The organism is Streptomyces sp. BoleA5 (genome assembly GCF_000373665.1).
GTDB lineage: Bacteria > Actinomycetota > Actinomycetes > Streptomycetales > Streptomycetaceae > Actinacidiphila.
In genome coordinates this window covers 726,620-747,818 of sequence record NZ_KB892090.1, presented here as the reverse complement: position 1 = coordinate 747,818, position 21,199 = coordinate 726,620, and the positions used below count along the sequence as shown (strand labels likewise).

The window sequence follows — 21,199 nt, the reverse complement described above, 5'->3', positions numbered from 1 at the left end:
AGGTTACATGATGGCCGGATGGCCGAAAAGTGGATAGCCAGTTCCATCATGTGGACTGAGTAGCGCTACGAGCAGGCAGTTTTGGGCCAGCATCGCTCACGTGAGACGCAGGCGACACTGCCCACGGCGCCACAGACTGATGCCCTCTGTCGGTCGTGCTGAAACGAGCGGGTAACAAATGGCTTGTGGCCGTCACCCGGCTCAACCGACGGCGGTGCCGAACAGCGCGCCCAGAACGAAGGTAACCCCGGCGGCCGCTCCGCCCAAGACGAGCTGCCGGAGCCCGCTGAACCACCAGCTGCGCGCCGTCACACGTGCCACAGCCGCCCCGCAGAGGAAGAGACCGATCAGTGCCACGATCACCGCGGGCCAGACCACCGTTGCGCCGAACAGGTACGGGAGCACCGGCAGCAGGGCCCCGACACCGAAGGACAGGAAGGAGGAACCGGCCGCGACCAGGGGCGAGGGCAGATCGGTCGGATCCACGCCCAGCTCCTCGCGGGCGTGGATCTCCAGGGCCATCTCCGGGTCCCTGGACATCTGCCGGGCGACCTCCTCGGCGAGCTCCGGCTCGACGCCCCGTGCGACGTACAACGCGGCCAGTTCGCGCAGCTCGTCCTTGGGGTTGCGGCGCAGTTCCAGCCGCTCGACGTCCAGCTCCGCCTGGACCAGCTCCCGCTGGGAGGCGACCGAGGTGTACTCGCCCGCGGCCATCGAGAAAGCGCCCGCCGCGAGTCCCGCCAATCCGGTGATCACGATGGTCGAGGGGGCCACGTTGCCGCCGGCGACGCCGGTCATGAGCGCCAGGTTCGACACCAGGCCGTCCATCGCCCCGAACACCGTCGGACGCAGCCAGCCGCCGCTCACGTCCCGGTGGGTGTGGTGCGCCACGTGGTACGGCGCCGCCTGCCCGTCCTCCCCCGGCGTCCGCTCGGGGGCCGTGCCCGGTGCGCTGCGCTCCACGGCTGACGACATGGTCAAGGTGCTCCTTCCCCAGGGGCGGCGATCCCCGCATCCCTCCCTCGAACGCCTCGACCGTACGCTCGAATTCCCTGCGTTTCCAGCAAGGAAAGCCTGCCTTACCTGCGAAAACGCGCCCGCCGGGACAACGCCGCGGCCGCCGTCACCAGATGGTGAACGGCGGCCGCGGGCTGCTCGACGTGGGCGTCAGTGGTTCTTGGCGGGCCTGGCCTCGGCCTCGACGGGGACGGCGGCGCCGTCCTCCGCGTCCCGGTCCGCGTCCGGCTCCGCTTCGCCGGCGGCGGTCTTCTCGTCGTCCCCGTCCGCCGCCTTCTCGTCGGCGTCCCCGGCGTCCCCGGCGTCCGCACCCTCAGCGTCCTTCGCGTCCGCGTCCCTCGCGTCGGGGTCCGTGTCCTTCGCGGAGGCCTCGGCCGCGGCGAGGGCCGCCGGCTCGACGACCTCCTCACGGCCCGGCCGCAGCTTCGCCGAGACCACCATGTAGGCCACCGCGGCGGCGAAGACCAGGATCGAGGTCCAGTCGTTGAGCCGCAGGCCCAGGACGTGGTGGGCGTCGTCGACGCGCAGGTACTCGATCCAGAAGCGCCCGACGGTGTACGCCGCGACATAGAGCGCGAAGGCACGGCCGTAGCCGAGCTTGAAGCGCCGGTCGGCCCAGATGACCAGCAGGGCCACACCGACGCACCACAGCGACTCGTACAGGAAGGTCGGGTGGTACGTCGCGGCGTCCAGGCTGTCCGCGGGCCGGTGGGCGCTGTCGATCTTCAGCGCCCAGGGCAGATCGGTGGCGCGTCCGTAGAGTTCCTGGTTGAACCAGTTGCCCCAGCGGCCGATGGCCTGGGCGAAGGCGATACCGGGCGCCACCGCGTCGGCGTACGCGGGCAGCGGGATGCCGCGGCGCCGGCAGGCGATCCAGGCACCGAGGGCGCCCAGGGCGATGGCGCCCCAGATGCCGAGGCCGCCCTCCCAGATCTTGAACGCGTTGACCCAGTCCTTGCCCTCACCGAAGTAGAGCTCGTAACTGGTGATCACGTGGTAGAGACGACCGCCGACCAGACCGAACGGCACCGCCCAGACGGCGATGTCCGCGACCGTGGTCTTCTGTCCGCCGCGGGCGACCCATCGCCGGCTGCCGAGCCACACGGCCACGAAGACGCCGATGATGATGCAGAAGGCATAGCCGCGCAGAGGGATGGGGCCGAGGTGGATGACCCCGCGCGACGGGCTGGGAATGAATGCGAGTTCGAGTTCCATGGCACTCCCGACGCTACCGTGCCGGGCGGCTACGACGGGCACCCGCCCGGCAACGGCTGGATAACGGGCGGGGGCTCAGCCGCTCTGCGAGGCCGCGGGAGAGCCCCCCGCGGGTGCCGAACCGGTCGCCGATCCCGGCGCGCCCGGCGACCCGGACGCGCTCGGCGGGGTGGCGCCCTGCGTCGCGGTGCCGGGCTTCTTGCCCTTGTTGGCCTCGGTGACCAGCTGCTTCAGCCGGTCCGCGGTCAGGTTGGGCTGCCCCTTCGCCAGCAGGTTCTCGCCGCCGTTGAGCAGGATGGTGGGCGTGGAGTTGAAGCCGGCGGTCCCGAAGGCCTTGTTGTTGGCATTCACCCAGTCGTCGTAGGTGCCGTCCTTCACGCAACGGGTGAAGGCGGGGGTCTTCAGCCCCGGAACCTTGCCCGCCAGCTCCAGCAGGTGGTTCTTGTCGGCGAACAGGTCGTCGTTCTCCGGCGGCTGGTTCTGGTACAGCACGTCGTGGTACGCGCGGAACTTGCCCTCGTCCTGCGCGCAGGCGGCGGCGTTGGCGGCGTCGAGCGAGCCGGAGCCGCCCAGGTTCCCGTCGATCAGCCGGACGAGGTGGTACTCGACCTTCAGCTGTCCCTGGTCCTGGAGGCCGTGGATGGTGTCGCGGAGCTCGTTCTCGTAGGCCGCGCAGGCCGGGCACCGGAAGTCCTCGTACACGGTCAGCGTGGACGGGGCGTCGCTCGCGCCGTTGGGGAGGGCCAGCTTGTCCTTGCCCGTCGCGCCCGCCGGGGCCACGGCCGGGGCGCCGGAACTGCCGTCGCTGCCCGCCACCACGACCCCGATGACGGCGCCGACGACCAGGACCCCCACCACGGAGCCCGCGACGATCGCCGTCCTCTTGCGCTTCTGCCGGCGCTGGTCGTCCGCCCGCTGCTCCTGCAGCCGGTCCCGGGCATTGCGCTTTCCTTCACGGTTCTTCTCGCTCACACCCAGGCACAACGAACCGGGGGCACGCTCGCGCGTACCCCCGGCCCATGTTTCGCCCGGAAGAGTGAGGCGCCGCTACCGGCGGACGCCCCGGGCCAGGTCCGCGGCGAGCTCGCGCACGCCCGCGAGACCCTGCTCCAGGTCCGGCGCGTCGAGCAGCCGCTTGACGAACGCGGAGCCGACGATCACCCCGTCCGCGAAGCTTGCCACCTCGGCCGCCTGGGCGGCGTCGGAGACGCCCAGGCCGACGCAGACCGGCAGCTCGGTCTGGGCGCGGGTGCGCCGCACCAGTTCGGCCGCCTCGGCGCCGACGCTCTCACGAGTGCCGGTGACGCCCATCAGCGAGGCCGCGTAGACGAAGCCGGACCCCGCCGCCGTGATCTTCGCCAGCCGCTCGTCCCGGCTGCTCGGCGCGACGACGAACACCGTGGCCAGTCCGTGCTGCTCGGCGGCCTTCCGCCACACCTCGGACTCCTCGACCGGCAGGTCCGGCAGGATGCAGCCGGCGCCGCCCGCCTCCGCCAGTTCGGCGGCGAAACGCTCGGCGCCGTAGCGGTCGACGGGGTTCCAGTACGTCATGACCAGGATCGGCTTCCCGGTCGCGGCGTGCGCCTCGCGCACCGTGCGCAGCACGTCCTTGATCCGCACACCGCCGCGGAGCGCGATGTCGTCCGCGGTCTGGATGACCGGGCCGTCCAGCACGGGGTCGCTGTGCGGAAGGCCGATCTCGACGACGTCGGCGCCGCCCTCGAGGGCGGCCTTCGCCGCCTCGATGCCGCCCTCGACGGTCGGGAAACCCGCCGGGAGGTAGGCCACCAGGGCCGCGCGGCCCTCGGCCCTGGCACCGGCCAGGGTCCGGTCCAGCAGCTCGATCCGCCCGCTCACCGCTGTGCTCCCTCAGCCTCGTCGTACAGCCCGAAGTAGCGGGCGGCCGTGTCCATGTCCTTGTCGCCGCGCCCGGAGAGGTTGACCAGGACCAGGCCCTCCTCGCCGAGCTCCCGGCCGATCCGCAGCGCACCCGCGAGGGCGTGGGCGCTCTCGATGGCCGGGATGATGCCCTCGGTGCGGGAGAGCAGGCGCAGCGACTGCATCGCCTCGTCGTCGGTGACCGGGCGGTACTCGGCGCGGCCGGTCTCCTTGAGATAGGCGTGCTCGGGGCCGATGCCGGGGTAGTCCAGGCCCGCCGAGATCGAGTACGGCTCGGTGATCTGGCCCTCGTCGTCCTGCAGGACGTAACTGCGCGAGCCGTGCAGGATGCCGGGCTCGCCGACGGTCAGCGTCGCCGCGTGCTCGCCGGAGTCCACGCCGTGGCCGGCCGCCTCCAGGCCCAGCAGGCGCACTCCCTCGTCCGGGATGAAGGCGTGGAACAGGCCGATCGCGTTCGACCCGCCGCCCACGCAGGCGGCGACCACGTCCGGCAGCCGGCCCGCGCGCTCCAGGATCTGGCGGCGTGCCTCGACGCCGATGACGCGGTGGAAGTCGCGCACCATCGCCGGGAAGGGGTGCGGGCCCGCGACCGTGCCGAACAGGTAGTGGGTGCGGTCCACGTTGGCCACCCAGTCGCGGAACGCCTCGTTGATGGCGTCCTTCAGGGTCCGGCTGCCCGACTTCACGGGGATGACCTCGGCGCCGAGGATGCGCATACGGGCCACGTTGAGCGCCTGGCGCTCGGTGTCGACCTCGCCCATGTAGATGGTGCACTCCAGGCCGAACAGCGCGCAGGCGGTGGCCGTGGCCACGCCGTGCTGTCCGGCGCCGGTCTCGGCGATCACCCGGGTCTTACCCATGCGCTTGGTGAGCAGCGCCTGGCCCAGCACGTTGTTGATCTTGTGCGAGCCGGTGTGGTTGAGGTCCTCCCGCTTGAGGAAGACCCGAGCCCCGCCGGCGTGCTGCGCGAACCGCGGCACCTCGGTGAGCGGGCTGGGGCGGCCGGTGTAGTGCACCAGCAGCTCGTTCAGCTCCGCGGCGAAGGCGGGGTCGGACTTCGCCTTGTCGTACTCGACGGCGACCTCGTCCACGGCGGCGACCAGCGCCTCCGGGATGAACTTGCCGCCGAACCGGCCGAAGTAGCCCTCGGCGCTGGGGACCCGGCCCTCGGGGTCGGGGATGAAGAAGTCTTCGGACATGACGTTCTCGGCTCCTTCGGGGGCGCGCGTCGGCGGCCCCCAGGGATTCGCGTACCAATGGTCACGTTACGGCGGCGGCGCATGGGACGCCGCCCGCGGCATGGGCGCGCGCCCGCGACCGGGGAGCACGAGGGGGCCGTCGCCGGCGGGACGCCGGCGGGCACACCCGTGCCCCGGTCATCAGGCGGACGGCGCCGCCGTCAGCGCCATCGGCGCCCGTTGATCTGACCCGGCTCGCAGCCGATGTGGTAGCGCACGCGGCGACCGAGGACGCGCCGCGCGGGCGCGCGGCAGCCACGGGGACGGCAGCCCCGGGCCAGTCGCGCGTAGCTCGTCATGGTGCCGGTCAGCCCCGCCCGTGACGCAGCGCGGGGTGCGCGCCGGCGGCGACGAGGTCGGCCACGGCGGCCTTGGGGTCGCGGCCGGTCACCAGGGACTCGCCGACGAGGACGGCGTCGGCGCCGTCGTTGGCGTAGGCGATGAGGTCGTGCGGGCCGCGGACGCCGGACTCGGCCACCTTGACGATGTGGTCCGGGATCTCCGGGGCGACGCGGGCGAAGGTGGCGCGGTCGACCTCGAGGGTCTTGAGGTTGCGCGCGTTGACGCCGATGATGCGGGCGCCCGCGTCGACCGCCCGCTCGACCTCCTCCTCGTCGTGCACCTCGACCAGCGGGGTGAGGCCGATGGACTCGGCCCGCTCGATCAGGGAGACCAGCGCGTCCTGCTCCAGCGCCGCGACGATCAGCAGCGCGAGGTCGGCACCGTAGGCGCGGGCCTCCCAGAGCTGGTAGGCGGTGACGATGAAGTCCTTGCGGAGGACGGGGATGTCGACCTTGCCGCGGACGGCCTCGAGGTCGGCCAGCGAACCGCCGAACCGGCGCTGCTCGGTGAGGACCGAGATGACGGCGGCGCCGCCCGCCTCGTAGTCCGCGGCGAGGCCCGCGGGGTCGGCGATGGCGGCGAGCGCGCCCTTGGAGGGGCTGGACCGCTTGACCTCGCAGATGACCTTGACGCTGTCCCCCCGCAGGGCCGCCACGCCGTCCTTGGCGTCGCGCGCCTTCGCCGCCCGGTCCTTGAGCTCGTCGAGGGAGACCCGGGCCTGCCGCTCGGCGAGGTCCTCGCGGACTCCGTCGATGATCTCGTCGAGCACACTCACGCGAGAGGACCCCTTCCGAAAGCGAAACGATCAAGCCAGTGAGATGTTCCACCGGCACTGCGATGGTAACCGCCGGTCGGCGGAGGACCCGCATCCGGCGGAGCGAAGGCGCCCCGGGCGGACGGTCCGGACGCCGCTCCGACGCAGGTCAGGGTGCGAGTGCGGACCCGAAGGGAAGGTTCCGGACGACGGTGAAGAGCAGCACGACGCCCGCGATCGTCCACCAGTGCACGGCCCGCAGCGGGAGCGAGAAGGGCCTGCCGCGCAGTGTCCGGGTGAGCCAGACCGTCCACAGCACGGCGAAGAACACGTAACCGGCCACGGCCAGCGCGTTGAGGCCGAGCGCCGCGCCGAAGTCGCCGTGCACGACCGCGTAGGCGCTGCGCAGCCCGCCGCAGCCCGGGCAGTACACGCCTCCGTACTGCAGCAGGGGGCAGACCGGGTAGTGCCCGGCCTCGTTCGGGTCGAAGGTGCCGACGTACGCGAAGGCGGCGGCGACACCGCCGAGGACGCCCAGCGGGGCGACGAGGTCACTCGGCTTCGGCCTGGCGGCAGTCTCGGTCACCCGGTGATTGTCCCGCGTCGTGCCCGCCCGGAACAGCCGGGGTGGCCGGAAAGCGCGGAGCCGCCGCCGGCGGTGTGCCGGCGGCGGCTCCGGAGCCCGTTGCCCGGGTCAGCCGCGCTGCCGCTCGGGCATCGGCTTGCCGAGGCCCGCGGCGCGCATGCCGAGACCGACCAGACCGCCCAGGGCGGCGACCGCCAGGCCGGCGAACATCCCGATCGGCTCCGCCAGGACGACGAAGGCAGCCGCGACGCAGAAGCCGATGAAGGCGATGGTCACGCCGGTCCAGGCGGCAGGGGTGTGTCCGTGGCTGTTGCCCGCCATGAGTGCTCCCAAGTCGTTCTTCGAGAAAGGGTCGTCAGTTCGTCCGCCCGCGCGATGGCGCGCGTCACGGGTTATTGTCCCCCGTTCCGCTCACGCTCCGCGCGCGGGGGGTGGCCCGGCGCGTTACGGCGACTCGGTGGGGTCCTCGCCGCGGTCCAGCGCCTTCCACAGGTCCTCGGGACGCTCCTCGCCGCCCGCGGCCGCGGCGGTACGTGCGGGGGGCACCGCCCTGGGGGTGTCGCGGTCGTAGCGGTTCGACATGCCGGGCCAGGTGCGCGCGCGGAGCAGGGCGACGGTGCCGGCCAGCAGCAGGAGCACGCCGCCGGCCGCCGACACAACCGGCCAGGCGCTGGTGGAGGACCCGGTGACGGTCGTACGGGACAGGCCGCTGGCGGTCGCCGCGGCCGCGTCCAGGGCCGCGGTGTCGCCGAACGCGAGGAGCACCGCCGTCAGGGCCCCGGCCCCGCACAGCGCGAGCAGCCCGCCCACGAGCAGCCGGGCCGCTCCCCGTACGGCGAAGACCGCCACGAGGGCGGCGAGGCCCACCAGCGCGAGCGCTCCCGGCACCCCGGTCACCTGGTGGCCGGAGACCCTGACCGGCATCCCGCCGTCGGCGAACGGCGCGCTGCCCTCCTGCCAGGTCTTGCTCGAGGCCAGGAGTACGACCGCGGCACCGAGCACACCGCTCGCCAGGGCGAGGACGAGGCCGCCGCGGCCGCGCGTCCGGCGGGCTGCGGGCTCGGCGGACGGTTCGGCGACGGTGCGGGACTGAGGTGCGGAGCTGCTCACCCGACCACTATCCCCCGTCGCCGCGCCGGCCCGGCACGCGGGGCCCGGCCCGCGCCGGTCAGGCCCCGGCGCGCATCCGGCCGGCCGTGGCGACGGCGCGGAGCACCGCGGCGGCCTTGTTCCGGCACTCGGTGTCCTCGCTGACCGGGTCGGAGTCGGCGACGATGCCGGCCCCGGCCTGCACGTACGCGGTCCCGTCACGCAGCACCGCGGTGCGGATGGCGATGGCGGTGTCGGAGTCCCCGGCGAAGTCCAGGTAGCCCACGGCGCCGCCGTACAGGCCGCGCCTGGTGGGCTCCAGCTCGTCGATGATCTGCATCGCGCGCGGCTTGGGCGCGCCCGAGAGGGTGCCCGCGGGGAAGCAGGCGGTGAGGACGTCGAAGGCCGTGCGGCCGGCGCCGACGCTGCCGGTGACGGTGGAGACGATGTGCATGACGTGGCTGTAGCGCTCGATCGACATGAAGTCGACGACCTCGACGCTGCCGGGTTCGCAGACCCTTCCGAGGTCGTTGCGGCCCAGGTCGACCAGCATCAGGTGCTCGGCACGCTCCTTGGGGTCGGCGAGCAGTTCGTCGGCGAGCGCCTGGTCCTCGCGCGGCGTCGCGCCGCGCGGCCTGGTGCCCGCGATGGGGTGCACCATGGCCCGGCCGTCCTCGACCTTGACCAGCGCCTCGGGGCTGGAGCCGACGACGTCGAAGCCGTCGAAGCGCAGCAGGTACATGTACGGGGAGGGGTTGGTCGCCCGCAGCACGCGGTAGACGTCGAGCGCGCTCGCCGGGCAGGGCGTCTCGAACCGCTGCGAGGGCACGACCTGGAAGGCGTCGCCGGCCCGGATGTACTCCTTGGCCGTCTCCACCGCGGCCTGGTAGGCGGCGCCGCCGAAGCGCGAGGTGACCTCCTCCGGGAGCCGGGAGGGCGGCAGTTCGGCGGGCGCGGAGTCCACGGGGCGGGCCAGGTCTGCGGTCATGGCGTCGAGCCGCCGCACGGCGTCCGCGTACGCCTCGTCGACGCCGGTGTCGAGGTCGTTGTGGTTGATCGCGTTGGCGATCAGCAGCACCGAGCCGTCCCAGTGGTCGAGCACCGCCAGGTCGGAGGTGAGCAGCATGGTGAGTTCGGGCAGCCGCAGGTCGTCGCGGGCGTGGTCGCCGATGCGCTCCAGGCGGCGTACGACGTCGTAGCCGAGGTAGCCGACCATGCCCCCGGTGAACGGCGGCAGTCCGGCGTCGTCGTGCAGGTCGCGCGGGGTGTGCAGGGCCTCGATCGTGGCCCGCAGCGCCTCCAGCGGGTCGCCGCCGGCCGGCACGCCCACCGGGGGCGTGCCGAGCCAGTGGGCGCGGCCGTCGCGCTCGGTCAGGGTGGCGGCGCTGCGGACGCCGACGAAGGAGTAGCGGGACCACGAGCGGCCGTTCTCGGCGGACTCCAGCAGGAAGGTGCCGGGGCGCTCGGCCGCGAGCTTGCGGTACAGGCCGACCGGGGTGTCCCCGTCGGCCAGCAGCTTCCTGCTGACCGGGATGACACGGCGGTCCCGCGCCAGCTTGCGGAAGGTGTCCGGATCGGGGGTGACGGTGCCCGTGGTCATGGTCCGCAGCCTAGTGCCCGGGCGTGGCCGCTTCAGGACAGCGGCAGTTCGCCCGCGTCGAAGCAGGTGCGGTCGCCGGTGTGGCAGGCCGCGCCGACCTGGTCGACCTTGACCAGGATCGTGTCGCCGTCGCAGTCCAGGGCCACGGACTTCACGTGCTGGACGTGCCCGGAGGTGTCGCCCTTGACCCAGTACTCCCGGCGGCTGCGGCTCCAGTAGGTGCAGCGGCCGGTGGTGAGGGTACGGTGCAGCGCCTCGTCGTCCATCCATCCGAGCATGAGGACTTCGCCGGTGTCGTACTGCTGCGCGACGGCGGGCACGAGGCCGTCGGCGGTGCGCTTGAGGCGGGCGGCGACAGCTGGGTCGAGCGGGGATTCCATACCTCCATTCTGCCCGCTCCGGGCGGCACGACTTCGGCTCCTGCCCGCACTCCGCTCACCCGCATGGGGCATGCTTCGTGCATGAGTTTTCCTCCGCCGTCGCCGCCCGACGACCCGCGCTCCGGACAGGGTGGCGGTTTTGGGCCGCCCCCCGGGGGGTTCGGCCCGCCGCAGTACCAGCCGCAACCGCAGTACCAGCCGCAGCCGCAGCCGCCGTACCAGAACCAGGCGCAGTTCCCCGGACCGACGCAGCCGGGCGGGGGTTACGGCTANCCGCCCCCGCCGCAGCCGCCGCGCAGCGGTGGCGGTGCGAAGGTGGCCGCGATAGCCATCGGCGCGATCGTGCTGACAGCCGTCGTCGTCGGCGGTCTGGCGATCGCGCTCAGCGGCGGCGAGGACGACAAGGGCGCCACCGGGACCACCAGCAGCAGCCCGACGGTCTCGGCCCCCACCACCCAGGACACGGCGACGGCCTCCACGGAGCCGGACCCCTCGGAGACCTTCCGCAAGTACGTCGTGCTCAGCCCCGGCCAGTGCTTCGACGACCCGGGACTGGACACCGGCGTCACCGAGGTCACCACGGTCTCGTGCAACGGCCCGCACGACGCCGAGGTCATCGCCAACGAGACCATCACGGGCACCTTCGCCACCGAGGCCGCGCTCAAGGCCAAGGTCCTGAAGCTGTGCGAGGCGGACGCCGCCAAGCGCCTGAAGGACGTCAAGGACAACCCCGGGTACTTCTACTACGCGCTGTACCCGAAGCTCACGGGCTACCAGCTGCAGGGCAAGGACACCGTCTCCTGCTCCCTGACCCTCAGCAACCGGCCGGACGGCAAGAAGCTGACCAAACCGCTGCCGTAGCTGCTGCCCACCGGCGGGGACCGGACGTAGGCTGACGGCATGTCGACTCATGCCCAGCGTGAACGTCTGCTCCTCGCCGACCTGCTGGAGAGTGCCGGACCCGAGGCGCCAACCCTCTGCGAGGGCTGGACCACCCGTGACCTCGCCGCCCACATCGTGGTGCGGGAGCGCCGCGGTGACGCCTCGGCCGGCCTGGTCATCCCCTTCCTCGCGGACCGGTCGGAGCGCGTGCGCAAGGAGTTCGCGGAACGGCCGTACCAGGAACTGATCCGGCTGATCCGCACCGGGCCGCCGCGGCTGTCGCCGTTCGCCCTCAAGCAGATCGACGAGGCGGCCAACACCGTCGAGTTCTTCGTCCACGCCGAGGACGTGCGCCGCGCCCAGCCTGACTGGTCGCCGCGCGAACCGGACCCCGTCTTCGCCGACCTGCTCTGGTCCCGGCTGGAGCGCTCCGCCCGTCTGCTGGGCCGCAAGGCCCCGGTCGGCGTGGTGCTGCGCCGTCCGGACGGCCAGACCGCGGTCGCGCACCGCGGCGCACCGGTCGTCACCGTCACCGGGGAGCCCGGAGAGCTCCTGCTGTTCGCCTTCGGACGGCAGGACTCCGCCCGGGTGGAGACCGAGGGTGAGAAGGACGCGGTGACCCGGCTCTACGACGCCAGGCTCGGCATCACCGCCTGAGTCCGGCTACCCGGGGCGGCGGGCGAGTTCCGCCCGCCGCAGCGCCGGCGCGGCGATTCCCAGGACGGCCCCCGCGGCCGCGACCGCCGCGCTCGCCACGAACACCGGCTGCGGGCCCCAGGCCCCGATGGCGGCACCGGTGAGCGGATAGCTCATCGGTGCGAGGCCGAGCGAGAACAGCGCGGCCACCGAACTGACCCGGCCGAGGTAGGCGGGGTCGGTGAGGGTCTGCAGCAGGGCCCCGCACAGCGCGCCGCTGAGCCCTGCCACCAGGCCGACCACGACCGCCAGCGCGACCGCTCCCGGCAGTGCGGGGACGAAGGCGAAGGCGGCCACCGCGACCGCCGCCAGCCCGAGGCAGCAGGCCTGGGCCAGTCCGGCGCGGGGCAGCCGGCCGCGTACCGTCAGCAGCAGCGAGGCGGCGCCCGCGCCGGCTCCGAAGCCGCTGACGATCCAGCCCAGCCCCGCCGCGCCCCAGCCCCGGTCGGCGGCGACCAGCGCGAGACCGATGTTGAACGGCCCGGCGAAGCCGAGCTCGCCGATCGCGATGACGGCCATGAGCGCGGTGAGCACCCGCCGTGCGCGTATGTGGCGCAGACCTTCCACCAGGTCCCGCCAGGCGGTGCCGTCCGCCTGCGCGGCCCGGTCGTCGGGCGGCAGCGGGGCGACGCGGACGGCGACCAGCAGCACGAGCGAGACCGAGAACAGCACGCCGGCGGCGGCGAACGCGACGGGAGCGCCGCCTGCCGCGACCGCCGTGCCGCCGAGCGAGGCGCCGGCCACGTTGCCGACGCGCATCGCGATGCCCTTCATCCCGTGCAGCCTGCCCAGTTGGTCCGGGCCGGTGATCCGGGCCGGCAGGGCGCCGACGGCGGGCAGGAACACCGCGTCGACGGCGCCGAAGAGCAGCGCGACCACGGCCAGCGCCCACAGCCCGGGAGTGGTGAGGGCGAGCAGCGCGGCCGCCGCGAACATCACCGCGCACCGGGTCAGATCGCTGCCGATGACGATGCGGCGCGGCCCGAACCGGTCGGCCAGCACTCCCCCGCCGAGCATCAGCACCGCGCGCGGCACGGCGCCGGCCGCCAGTACCAGGCCTGCCCGCCCGGGGTCCCCGGCGCGGGTGGCGGCCCAGGACAGGGCGAGGAACCACACGGCGTCGCCGACGATCGAGGCGGTGAACGCGGCCAGCCAGCGCAGGACGTTGGCGTCCCGGTGGGCGGGGGCTCGGGAGGGGGACAGGGGCGGTGCGGCGATGGCGGGCGCCGTCATGAGGTCGCGCCTCCTTCGGGGTTCACGGCCGGTAGGGGAATCCGTACAGGTGCACCGCGACGTGCTCGCGGCCCCCGGTGTCGCCCGCCTCCTCGGCGGCGCGCCCGCGGTCGGTCCAGCGCTTCATCAGCTCGCCCAGCTCCTCGCCGAACCGGTGCATCTCCTCGGCGGTGAGCCGGGGCATGTACTCGGAGCTGAAGGAGGCGTCGGTCCACTCCTTGCCCCAGGCGAGCTGCTGGTCGAGATAGGCGGAGTAGCGCGCGTACCGGGTGGCGAGGAGCTGCCGGGTCACCTCGCCCATGACGGCGGCGCCCTCGGGGCGGTCGGCGAAGTCCGAGGTGCGGAAGGTGAATCCGCGCTCGGAGCTGACCTTCCACCAGCGCTCGCGGCCGTCCGAGCTCTGCCCTGGGGCCTCGGTGATGAAGCCGTGCGCGGCGAGCCTGCGCAGGTGGTAACTGACCAGCGAGACGGCCTCGTCGACCTGGTCGGCCAGCTGGGAGGCGGTCGCGGTGCGGGCGGTGAACAGGGCGCGGTAGAGCTCGATGCGCAGCGGGTGCGTGAAGACCTTGAGCGCGTCGAGGTCGGTGATCCTGCGGGGGTCCGCGCCGGTCTCTTCCGGCTCTTCCTCGGGCATACCGGGGAGGCTAGACAGGAAAGGAAATTTGCGCAACAGAAATTGCGCAACAAATCCTGTGCATCGGCTACGCTCTGCGGCCATGGACGCGAACCAGGGTGGGCCGGCAGTGGACGTCGAGGTGCCGGGGATCGCGGTGCCGGTGCCGCGCCCGGGCGAGACCTGGGCCGTCGGCGCGGTCGTCCTCGACGCGGACGGCAGGGCCTTCGCCCAGCGCCGCTCCCCCGGCCGCCTGCTCTTCCTGGACTGCTGGGACATCGTCGGCGGCCATGTGGAGCCCGGCGAGAACCTCCTGGCGGCCCTGGCCCGCGAAGTGGAGGAAGAGACCGGCTGGCGGCTGCGCACCGTGCGGCGGCTGATCGGGGTGTCCACCTGGGAGGGCGACGACGGCCAAGGCCTGCGTCACGAGGCGGACTTCGTCGTCGACGTCGACGGGGACCTCGCACGTCCGCGCCTGGAGCCGGGCAAGCACACGGCCTACGGCTGGTTCGGCCCCGAAGACCTCGAACGGCTGAAGGAGAACCGGGCACCTGGTGAGACCCTGGTGCACGACGTGATCGCCGCAGCGCTCGACCTCCGTGGGTGACGTGTGCCGTACCTGAAGCTGCTCCGCCGGCCCCATGTGGGCCGGTTGCTGTCCGGTTCCCTCGTCGGACGGCTGCCGACCGCCATGGCGGCCCTGGCCATCGCGCTGGCGCTGCGCGCGGCGGGCGCCGACTACCGGCTGGTCGGCGCCGCCGGCGGCGTCTACGCCGTGTCCGGGGCGATCGGCGGGCCCCTTTTGGGACGGTGGGTGGACCGGCTGGGGCAGCCGCGCGTGCTCGTCCTCTCCTCCCTGGTGTCGGCCGCCGGCTTCGCGGCGCTGGCCGCGGCGCCGGGCAGCACGGCGGTGGCCGTACTGGGCCCGGCCGTCGCCGGGGCCGCGTCGCCTCCGCTGGAGCCGTGCCTGCGGGCGCTGTGGCCCGATCTGGTCGAGCCGGACGAACTGGAATCGGCGTACGCCGTGGACGCGGGCGCGCAGGAACTGGTCTTCATCGGCGGCCCGCTGCTGGTCGGCGGCCTGGCCGTGGCGGGCCCGGCCCGGCTGGCGCTGGTGGCCGCGGCGGTCCTCGGGGTGGTGGGCGCGCTCTTCGTCGCGACCTCCGCGCCCTCGCGCGCCTGGGCCTCCGCCGCCCGTTCCGTCCACTGGCTCGGGCCGCTGCGCAGTCGGGCCCTGGTCGTGCTGCTGTGCGCGCTGACCGGCTGCGGCTGGGCCCTGGGCACGTTCAACGTCTTCGCCGTCGCCTATGCCGAGCGCCACCCGCTGCCCGGCGGCGCGGGCACCCTGCTGGCGCTGAACTCCACCGGCGCCCTGATCGGCGCCCTGCTGATCGCGGCCCTGCCCTGGCGGGCGGACGCGGCCACCAAGGCGGCCGTCACCGGAGCCGGGATGGCCCTCACCTTCTGGCCCTTCACCCTGGTCCCCGGACCGCTGGCGATGGCGCTGGTCGCCCTGTTCAGCGGGGTGTTCTTCGCGCCGCTGCTCACCGTGGTCTTCCGGCTCACCGGCGAACTGGCCCCGGCGGGCACCGTCACCGAGGCCTTCGCCTGGCTGGTCACCCTCGTCACCACGGGCATCGCGGGCGGCTCCGCCGTCAGCGGCCTGATCCTCGCCGACGGCTCCCTCCCCACGGCCGCCGTCAGTGCCGCGAGCGGCGTCACCCTCTCGGCCCTCACCCTCGCCGCCGCGCGCCCGGTCCTGGCCCGCGGCCGGGTCACCGTACAGGCGGCCGGCTAGCCGGCGCGGCCGCCGCCGTCACATCGGTCAGCGCACCGGGTGCCCGGCGTCGCGCAGCGTCTGCTTGACCTCGCCGATGCGCAGATCGCCGAAGTGGAAGACGGAGGCGGCCAGGACGGCGTCGGCACCGGCGGCGACGGCCGGGGGGAAGTCGGTGAGCCGGCCCGCGCCGCCCGAGGCGATGACGGGGACGGTGACGTGCCTGCGGACGGCGGCGATCATCTCGGTGTCGTAGCCGTCCTTCGTGCCGTCGGCGTCCATCGAGTTGAGCAGGATCTCGCCGGCGCCGAGCTCGGCCGCGCGGTGCGCCCACTCCACCGCGTCGATGCCGGTGCCCTGGCGGCCGCCGTGCGTGGTCACCTCGAAGCCGGACGGGGTCCCGGCCTCGGTGCGGCGGGCGTCCACGGAGAGCACCAGCACCTGCCGGCCGAACCGCTCGGCGATCTCGCGCAGGAGGTCGGGCCGGGCGATCGCGGCGGTGTTGACGCCGACCTTGTCGGCCCCGGCGCGCAGCAGTTTGTCGACGTCGTCGGCCGAGCGCACGCCGCCGCCGACGGTGAGCGGGATGAAGACCTGCTCGGCGGTGCGCCGCACCACGTCGTAGGTCGTCTCGCGGTTGCCGGAGGACGCGGTGATGTCGAGGAAGGTCAGCTCGTCGGCGCCCTCGGCGTCGTAGAGCTTGGCCATCTCGACGGGGTCGCCCGCGTCCCGCAGGTTCCGGAAGTTGACGCCCTTGACGACCCGGCCGCCGTCCACGTCCAGGCAGGGGATGACTCGGACCGCCAGGGTCATTGCTCTCGTGCTCCTCGGAATGCTCGGAATGCCTCGAGTTCCACTTCGACCAGGACCCGCGGGTCCATGAACCCGGAGACCACGACCATCGTGGTGGCCGGGCGGGCCGCGTCGAAGAACTCCTTGTGCGCCCGCCCGGCCTCGTCCATGTCGCGGATGTGGGTGAGGTAGATCCGGACGCGGACGACGGACCCGGCGTCCAGGCCGAACTCCTCCAGCGCCGCCAGGGCGTTGGAGAACGCCACCCTGGCCTGTTCGTACGGGTCGCCCTCGCCGTGGAGCACGGTGCCGACGAACGGCATGGTGCCCGCGACGTGGACGCGGTCCCCCGCCGCGACGGCACGTGCGAATCCGAACTGCTCCTCCCAGGGGCTGTCGCTCTGCACTCGCCGCACCTCGGGGGTCTCCGTCATCGGGACACTGCCTCCAGGGCCTCTTCCAGGGTGAACGCCTTGGCGTAGAGGGCCTTTCCGACGATGGCTCCCTCGACCCCCTCGGGAACCAGGGTGGCGATGGCCCGCAGATCGTCGAGGGAGGAGACGCCGCCGGAGGCGACGACCGGCCGGTCGGTGGCCGCGCAGACGTTCTTCAGCAGCTCCAGGTTGGGGCCCTGGAGGGTGCCGTCCTTGTTGATGTCGGTGACGACGTAGCGTGCGCAGCCCTCGGAGTCGAGGCGGGCCAGTGTCTCGTAGAGGTCGCCGCCGTCGCGGGTCCAGCCGCGGCCGCGCAGGGTGGTGCCGCGGACGTCCAGGCCGACCGCGATCCGGTCGCCATGCTCCGCGATGACCTTGGCGACCCACTCCGGGGTCTCCAGGGCGGCGGTGCCCAGGTTGACCCGGGTGCAGCCGGTGGCGAGGGCCGCGGCCAGCGTGTCGTCGTCGCGGATGCCGCCGGACAGCTCGACCTTGACGTCCATGGAGCGGGCGACCTCGGCGATCTGCGCGCGGTTGTCCCCGGTGCCGAACGCGGCGTCCAGGTCGACCAGGTGCAGCCACTCGGCACCCGCCTGCTGCCAGGCCAGCGCGGCGGCCATCGGGTCGCCGTAGGACGTCTCGGAACCGGACTCGCCGTGGACGAGGCGGACGGCCTGCCCGTCGCGGACGTCGACGGCGGGAAGGAGTTCGAGGCGGTGCGTCGTGCTCATGGCGGCGTACGTCCTAGTCCTTGAAGGTGTCGAGCCAGTTGGCCAGCAGCTGGGCGCCGGCGTCGCCGGACTTCTCGGGGTGGAACTGGGTCGCCCACAGCGGGCCGTTCTCCACCGCGGCGACGAAGGGCTCGCCGTGGGTGGCCCAGGTGACCTTCGGGGCCGCGATGGTGGGGTTGGCGGTCTCCAGCTCCCAGGTGCGCACCGCGTAGGAGTGCACGAAGTAGAAGCGGGCGTCGGCGTCCAGTCCGGCGAACAGCCGTGAGTCCTCCGGCGCCTTGACGGTGTTCCAGCCCATGTGCGGCACGACCGGCGCGCGCAGCGGCTCGACGGTGCCGGGCCACTCGTCGCAGCCCTCGGTCGTGACGCCGTGCTCGACGCCCTTCTCGAAGAGGATCTGCATGCCGACGCAGATCCCCATCACGGGCCTGCCGCCCGACAGCCGGCGCCCGATGATCCACTCACCGCGCACCGCCTTCAGCCCGGCCATGCAGGCCGCGAAGGCGCCGACGCCGGGGACGAGGAGCCCGTCGGCGTTCATCGCCTTGTCGAAGTCGGCGGTGATCTCGACGTCCGCGCCGACCCGGGCGAGCGCGCGCTCGGCGGAACGGACGTTGCCGAAGCCGTAGTCGAGGACCACGACCTTCTTGGCGGCCTTGCTCATCTGCCGGCCCCCCTACAGCCGCAGCAGGCCGGCCGCCAGCGACATGGCGGATCCGATACCGAGCAGCACGACGACGCCCTTGGGCAGCTTCTGCTTCCAGAAGGAGTACACCCCGCCGGCCAGGAACAGGCCGAGCAGGATGAAGAGGACCGAGGCCTTGCTCATCAGAGGGCGCCCTTCGTCGACGGGAGGATGCCCGCGGCGCGCGGGTCGCGCTCGGAGGCGTAGCGCAGGGCCCGGGCCAGCGCCTTGAACTGGCACTCCACGATGTGGTGGGCGTTGCGCCCGTACGGCACGTGGACGTGCAGCGCGATCTGCGCCTGGGCGACGAAGGACTCCAGGATGTGCCGGGTCATCGTCGTGTCGTAGGAGCCGATCATCGGCGCCATGTTCTCGGGTTCGGTGTGCACCAGGTACGGGCGGCCCGACAGGTCGACGGTGACCTGGGCGAGGGACTCGTCCAGGGGCACGGTGCAGTTGCCGAAGCGGTAGATGCCCACCTTGTCGCCGAGCGCCTGCTTGAAGGCGGCGCCCAGTGCGAGGGCGGTGTCCTCGACGGTGTGGTGGGTGTCGATGTGCAGGTCGCCCTCGGTCTTGACCGTGAGGTCGAACAGGCCGTGGCGGCCGAGCTGGTCGAGCATGTGGTCGTAGAAGCCGACTCCGGTGGAGATCTCGGTCCTGCCGGTGCCGTCGAGGTCGAGCTCGACGACGACGGACGTCTCCTTGGTCGTGCGCTCCACGCGGCCGACGCGGGTCATGTGGTTACTGCTCCTTCTTGAGCTCGCGTACCGCTTCGAGGAACGCGTCGTTCTCGGCCGGGGTGCCCGCGGTGACCCGCAGCCAGCCCGGTACGCCGTTGTCGCGGACGAGCACGCCGCGGTCGAGGATCGCCTGCCAGGCGCGGTGGCTGTCCTCGAAGCGGCCGAACTGGACGAAGTTGGCGTCGGAGTCGGTGACCTCGCAGCCGATCGCCCTCAGCTCGCCGACCATGCGGTCCCGCTCGGTCTTCAGCTGCTCGACGTACCCCAGCAGCGTATCGGTGTGCTCCAGGGCGGCCAGCGCGGTGGCCTGGGTGACGGCCGACAGGTGGTACGGCAGCCGCACCAGCTGGACGGCGTCGACGACCGCGGGGTCGGCGGCGAGGTAGCCCAGCCGCAGCCCGGCGGCGCCGAAGGCCTTCGACATGGTGCGGCTGACCACCATGTTGGGGCGGCCCTCGATCAGCGGCAGCAGGGACGGGCGGTGGCTGAACTCGCCGTACGCCTCGTCGACCACCACCAGGGAGGGCCGGGCGGCCTGGGCGGCCTCGTACAGCGCCACGACGGTGTCGGCGGCGACGGCGGTGCCGGTGGGGTTGTTGGGCGAGGTGACGAAGACCACGTTCGGCCGCCGCTCGGCGATGACCCGCTCGGCGGCGGCCACGTCGATGGTGAAGTCCTCGCGGCGCGGGCCGGCGATCCAGCCGGTACCGGTGCCGCGGGAGATCAGTCCGTGCATGGAGTACGAGGGCTCGAAGCCGATCGCCGTGCGCCCGGGGCCGCCGAAGGTCTGCAGCAGCTGCTGGATGACCTCGTTGGAGCCGTTGGCGGCCCATACGTTGGCGAGGCCCACCTCGTGACCGGCGGTGCGGGTCAGGTACTTCGCGAGTTCGGTGCGGAGCTCCACCGCGTCCCGGTCGGGGTAGCGGTTGAGGTCGCGGGCGGCCTCGCGGACCCGCTCGGTGATCCGGTCGACCAGCGGCCCGGGCAGCGGGTACGGGTTCTCGTTGGTGTTCAGGCGTACGGGCACGTCGAGTTGCGGGGCGCCGTAGGGCGACTTGCCGCGCAGTTCGTCCCGGATGGGCAGGTCGTCGATGCCGGTCACGAACCCGGTACCGTCCAATCGAATCGGGCGCGGACCGCGGCGCCGTGCGCGGGCAGGTCCTCGGCGTCGGCCAGGGTCACCACGTGCGGGGCGATCTCGGCGAGCGCCTCGCGGCTGTAGTCCACGACGTGGATGCCGCGCAGGAAGGACTGCACGGACAGGCCCGAGGAGTGGCAGGCGCAGCCGCCGGTGGGCAGCACGTGGTTGGAGCCCGCGGCGTAGTCGCCGAGCGAGACCGGGGCGTAGGCGCCGACGAAGATTGCGCCGGCGTTGCGCACCCGGGCGGCGACGGCGGCGGCGTCGGCGGTCTGGATCTCCAGGTGCTCGGCCGCGTAGGCGTCCACCACCTGCAGGCCCTGCTCGATCCCGTCGACCAGGACGATGCCGGACTGGCGGCCGGACAGCGCGGGCGCGATCCGGTCCTCGACGTGCTTGGTGGCGGCGATCTGCCGCTCCAGTTCCTTCTCCACCGCCTCGGCGAGGTCCACGGAGTCGGTGACCAGGACGGCGGCGGCCAGCGGGTCGTGCTCGGCCTGGCTGATCAGGTCGGAGGCGACGTGCACCGGGTCGGCGGTGGCGTCGGCGAGGACGGCGATCTCGGTGGGACCGGCCTCCGCGTCGATGCCGATGCGGCCCTTGAGCAGGCGCTTGGCCGCGGCGACCCAGATGTTGCCGGGGCCGGTGACCATGCTCACCGGACGGCACTCCTCGGTGCCGTAGGCGAACATCGCGACGGCCTGGGCGCCGCCCGCGGCGTACACCTCGTCGACGCCGAGCAGCGCGCACGCGGCGAGGATCGTCGGGTGCGGGAGCCCGCCGAACTCCTTCTGCGGCGGCGAGGCCACGGCCATCGAGGCGACCTTGGCCTCCTGAGCGGGCACCACGTTCATCACCACGGAGGACGGGTAGACCGAGCGCCCGCCGGGGACGTACAGACCGACCCGCTCGACCGGCACCCAGCGCTCGGTGACCGTGCCGCCCGGCACGACCTGCGTGGTGTGGTCGGTGCGGCGCTGCTCGCCGTGGACGAGCCGGGCGCGGCGGATCGACTCCTCCAGCGCGGCCCGCACCTTCGGGTCCAGCTCCTCCAGGGCCCGGGTCAGCGCCTCGGCCGGGACGCGTACCCGGTCGATGGTGACGCCGTCGAACTTCTCCGCGTAGTCGATCAGTGCCGCGGTGCCACGATGCTTCACGTCCTCGCAGATCGCGCGCACCGTCTCCAGTGCGGCCTCGACGTCGAGCTCGGCTCGGGGCAGCAGGTCGCGGTCGACGCCGTCCGACGGGAAGGCGTCGCCGCGCAGATCGATTCGGGAGATCACCCTCCCAAGTGTAGAGAACCGCCCCCGCGGGCTCGGCCGGGTATCAGTCCGTGATACGCCCGCCGTGTCGAGGCC

The 21,199-nt window shown here is 73.1% G+C and carries 25 protein-coding genes; 3 read left to right on the top strand and 22 right to left on the bottom strand.

What is annotated here, in order from left to right; translation table 11 throughout:
- Positions 1-201: 201 nt before the first annotated feature.
- The 12 genes from B085_RS0103545 to hisI form a co-directional block, all read right to left on the bottom strand.
- The gene (locus tag B085_RS0103545) at positions 202-975 is read right to left on the bottom strand and encodes a VIT1/CCC1 transporter family protein (protein ID WP_078619725.1); all 774 of its coding nucleotides are present in this window, start codon (positions 973-975) and stop codon (positions 202-204) included.
- 192 nt (positions 976-1,167) lie between these two features.
- Positions 1,168-2,232: a prolipoprotein diacylglyceryl transferase gene (lgt, locus tag B085_RS0103540; RefSeq protein WP_018557183.1), complete on the bottom strand. Its 1,065-nt coding sequence runs from the start codon at positions 2,230-2,232 to the stop codon at positions 1,168-1,170.
- 75 nt (positions 2,233-2,307) lie between these two features.
- Complete coding sequence (locus tag B085_RS0103535) at positions 2,308-3,204, bottom strand: DsbA family protein (RefSeq protein WP_018557182.1); 897 nt, start codon at positions 3,202-3,204, stop codon at positions 2,308-2,310.
- A gap of 75 nt (positions 3,205-3,279) precedes the next feature.
- Entirely contained in the window at positions 3,280-4,089 is an 810-nt protein-coding gene (gene trpA / locus B085_RS0103530; RefSeq protein WP_018557181.1) for a tryptophan synthase subunit alpha, read from the bottom strand.
- On the bottom strand, positions 4,086-5,330 hold the full coding sequence (gene trpB / locus B085_RS0103525; RefSeq protein ID WP_018557180.1) for a tryptophan synthase subunit beta: 1,245 nt from the start codon (positions 5,328-5,330) through the stop codon (positions 4,086-4,088). The genes trpA and trpB overlap by 4 nt, the downstream gene beginning before the upstream one ends.
- Before the next feature lie 200 nt (positions 5,331-5,530).
- A complete protein-coding gene (gene trpM / locus B085_RS51820) occupies positions 5,531-5,668 on the bottom strand; it encodes a tryptophan biosynthesis modulator TrpM (RefSeq protein ID WP_375818389.1) in 138 nt (45 codons plus the stop codon).
- 8 nt (positions 5,669-5,676) lie between these two features.
- Positions 5,677-6,486, bottom strand: coding sequence for an indole-3-glycerol phosphate synthase TrpC (gene trpC, locus B085_RS0103520; protein WP_018557179.1), 810 nt, complete (start codon positions 6,484-6,486; stop codon positions 5,677-5,679).
- A 148-nt stretch (positions 6,487-6,634) separates the two neighbouring features.
- Positions 6,635-7,051, bottom strand: a complete 417-nt coding sequence (locus tag B085_RS0103515; RefSeq protein WP_018557178.1) for a DUF2752 domain-containing protein — start codon at positions 7,049-7,051, stop codon at positions 6,635-6,637.
- A gap of 108 nt (positions 7,052-7,159) precedes the next feature.
- Positions 7,160-7,372, bottom strand: a complete 213-nt coding sequence (locus B085_RS41060) for an HGxxPAAW family protein (RefSeq protein WP_018557177.1) — start codon at positions 7,370-7,372, stop codon at positions 7,160-7,162.
- Between the two features lie 123 nt (positions 7,373-7,495).
- Complete coding sequence (locus B085_RS0103505; RefSeq protein WP_018557176.1) at positions 7,496-8,161, bottom strand: TIGR02234 family membrane protein; 666 nt, start codon at positions 8,159-8,161, stop codon at positions 7,496-7,498.
- 58 nt (positions 8,162-8,219) lie between these two features.
- The gene (locus B085_RS0103500; protein WP_018557175.1) at positions 8,220-9,740 is read right to left on the bottom strand and encodes an anthranilate synthase component I; all 1,521 of its coding nucleotides are present in this window, start codon (positions 9,738-9,740) and stop codon (positions 8,220-8,222) included.
- Positions 9,741-9,772: 32 nt separating this feature from the next.
- Positions 9,773-10,120, bottom strand: coding sequence for a phosphoribosyl-AMP cyclohydrolase (gene hisI, locus B085_RS0103495; RefSeq protein WP_018557174.1), 348 nt, complete (start codon positions 10,118-10,120; stop codon positions 9,773-9,775).
- 900 nt (positions 10,121-11,020) lie between these two features.
- On the opposite strand from hisI, the gene B085_RS0103485 reads away from it, so the two are divergent.
- Complete coding sequence (locus tag B085_RS0103485) at positions 11,021-11,659, top strand: TIGR03085 family metal-binding protein (protein ID WP_018557172.1); 639 nt, start codon at positions 11,021-11,023, stop codon at positions 11,657-11,659.
- Positions 11,660-11,665: 6 nt separating this feature from the next.
- Here B085_RS0103485 and B085_RS0103480 read toward each other — a convergent pair whose 3' ends face one another.
- Together B085_RS0103480 and B085_RS0103475 are read right to left on the bottom strand one after the other, a co-directional pair.
- Positions 11,666-12,931, bottom strand: a complete 1,266-nt coding sequence (locus B085_RS0103480; RefSeq protein ID WP_018557171.1) for an MFS transporter — start codon at positions 12,929-12,931, stop codon at positions 11,666-11,668.
- A gap of 22 nt (positions 12,932-12,953) precedes the next feature.
- On the bottom strand, positions 12,954-13,565 hold the full coding sequence (locus B085_RS0103475) for a winged helix-turn-helix domain-containing protein (RefSeq protein WP_018557170.1): 612 nt from the start codon (positions 13,563-13,565) through the stop codon (positions 12,954-12,956).
- 82 nt (positions 13,566-13,647) lie between these two features.
- Between B085_RS0103475 and B085_RS0103470 the strand changes: the two genes are divergently transcribed.
- Together B085_RS0103470 and B085_RS0103465 are read left to right on the top strand one after the other, a co-directional pair.
- Positions 13,648-14,151 (top strand): NUDIX hydrolase, encoded by a 504-nt coding sequence (locus B085_RS0103470; RefSeq protein WP_078619724.1) that lies wholly within the window; start codon positions 13,648-13,650, stop codon positions 14,149-14,151.
- 3 nt (positions 14,152-14,154) lie between these two features.
- The gene (locus tag B085_RS0103465; RefSeq protein WP_018557168.1) at positions 14,155-15,342 is read left to right on the top strand and encodes an MFS transporter; all 1,188 of its coding nucleotides are present in this window, start codon (positions 14,155-14,157) and stop codon (positions 15,340-15,342) included.
- A 27-nt stretch (positions 15,343-15,369) separates the two neighbouring features.
- Here the strand turns inward: B085_RS0103465 and hisF are convergent, their stop codons facing one another.
- Genes hisF through hisD form a run of 8 tightly spaced genes read right to left on the bottom strand, consistent with a single transcriptional unit; the run spans position 15,370 to position 21,124 of the window.
- A complete protein-coding gene (gene hisF / locus B085_RS0103460) occupies positions 15,370-16,134 on the bottom strand; it encodes an imidazole glycerol phosphate synthase subunit HisF (RefSeq protein ID WP_018557167.1) in 765 nt (254 codons plus the stop codon).
- Positions 16,131-16,547: a RidA family protein gene (locus B085_RS0103455; RefSeq protein WP_018557166.1), complete on the bottom strand. Its 417-nt coding sequence runs from the start codon at positions 16,545-16,547 to the stop codon at positions 16,131-16,133. Before B085_RS0103455 ends, hisF begins: the two co-directional genes overlap by 4 nt.
- Positions 16,544-17,278: a bifunctional 1-(5-phosphoribosyl)-5-((5-phosphoribosylamino)methylideneamino)imidazole-4-carboxamide isomerase/phosphoribosylanthranilate isomerase PriA gene (priA, locus tag B085_RS0103450; protein WP_018557165.1), complete on the bottom strand. Its 735-nt coding sequence runs from the start codon at positions 17,276-17,278 to the stop codon at positions 16,544-16,546. Before priA ends, B085_RS0103455 begins: the two co-directional genes overlap by 4 nt.
- Before the next feature lie 13 nt (positions 17,279-17,291).
- Positions 17,292-17,942: an imidazole glycerol phosphate synthase subunit HisH gene (gene hisH / locus B085_RS0103445; protein ID WP_018557164.1), complete on the bottom strand. Its 651-nt coding sequence runs from the start codon at positions 17,940-17,942 to the stop codon at positions 17,292-17,294.
- 12 nt (positions 17,943-17,954) lie between these two features.
- Positions 17,955-18,107, bottom strand: coding sequence for a hypothetical protein (locus B085_RS49895; protein WP_018557163.1), 153 nt, complete (start codon positions 18,105-18,107; stop codon positions 17,955-17,957).
- Positions 18,107-18,700: an imidazoleglycerol-phosphate dehydratase HisB gene (gene hisB, locus B085_RS0103435; RefSeq protein ID WP_018557162.1), complete on the bottom strand. Its 594-nt coding sequence runs from the start codon at positions 18,698-18,700 to the stop codon at positions 18,107-18,109. Before hisB ends, B085_RS49895 begins: the two co-directional genes overlap by 1 nt.
- Positions 18,701-18,704: 4 nt before the next feature.
- Positions 18,705-19,805, bottom strand: a complete 1,101-nt coding sequence (locus tag B085_RS0103430; RefSeq protein WP_018557161.1) for a histidinol-phosphate transaminase — start codon at positions 19,803-19,805, stop codon at positions 18,705-18,707.
- Complete coding sequence (hisD, locus tag B085_RS0103425; RefSeq protein WP_018557160.1) at positions 19,802-21,124, bottom strand: histidinol dehydrogenase; 1,323 nt, start codon at positions 21,122-21,124, stop codon at positions 19,802-19,804. Before hisD ends, B085_RS0103430 begins: the two co-directional genes overlap by 4 nt.
- Positions 21,125-21,199 lie beyond the last annotated feature (75 nt).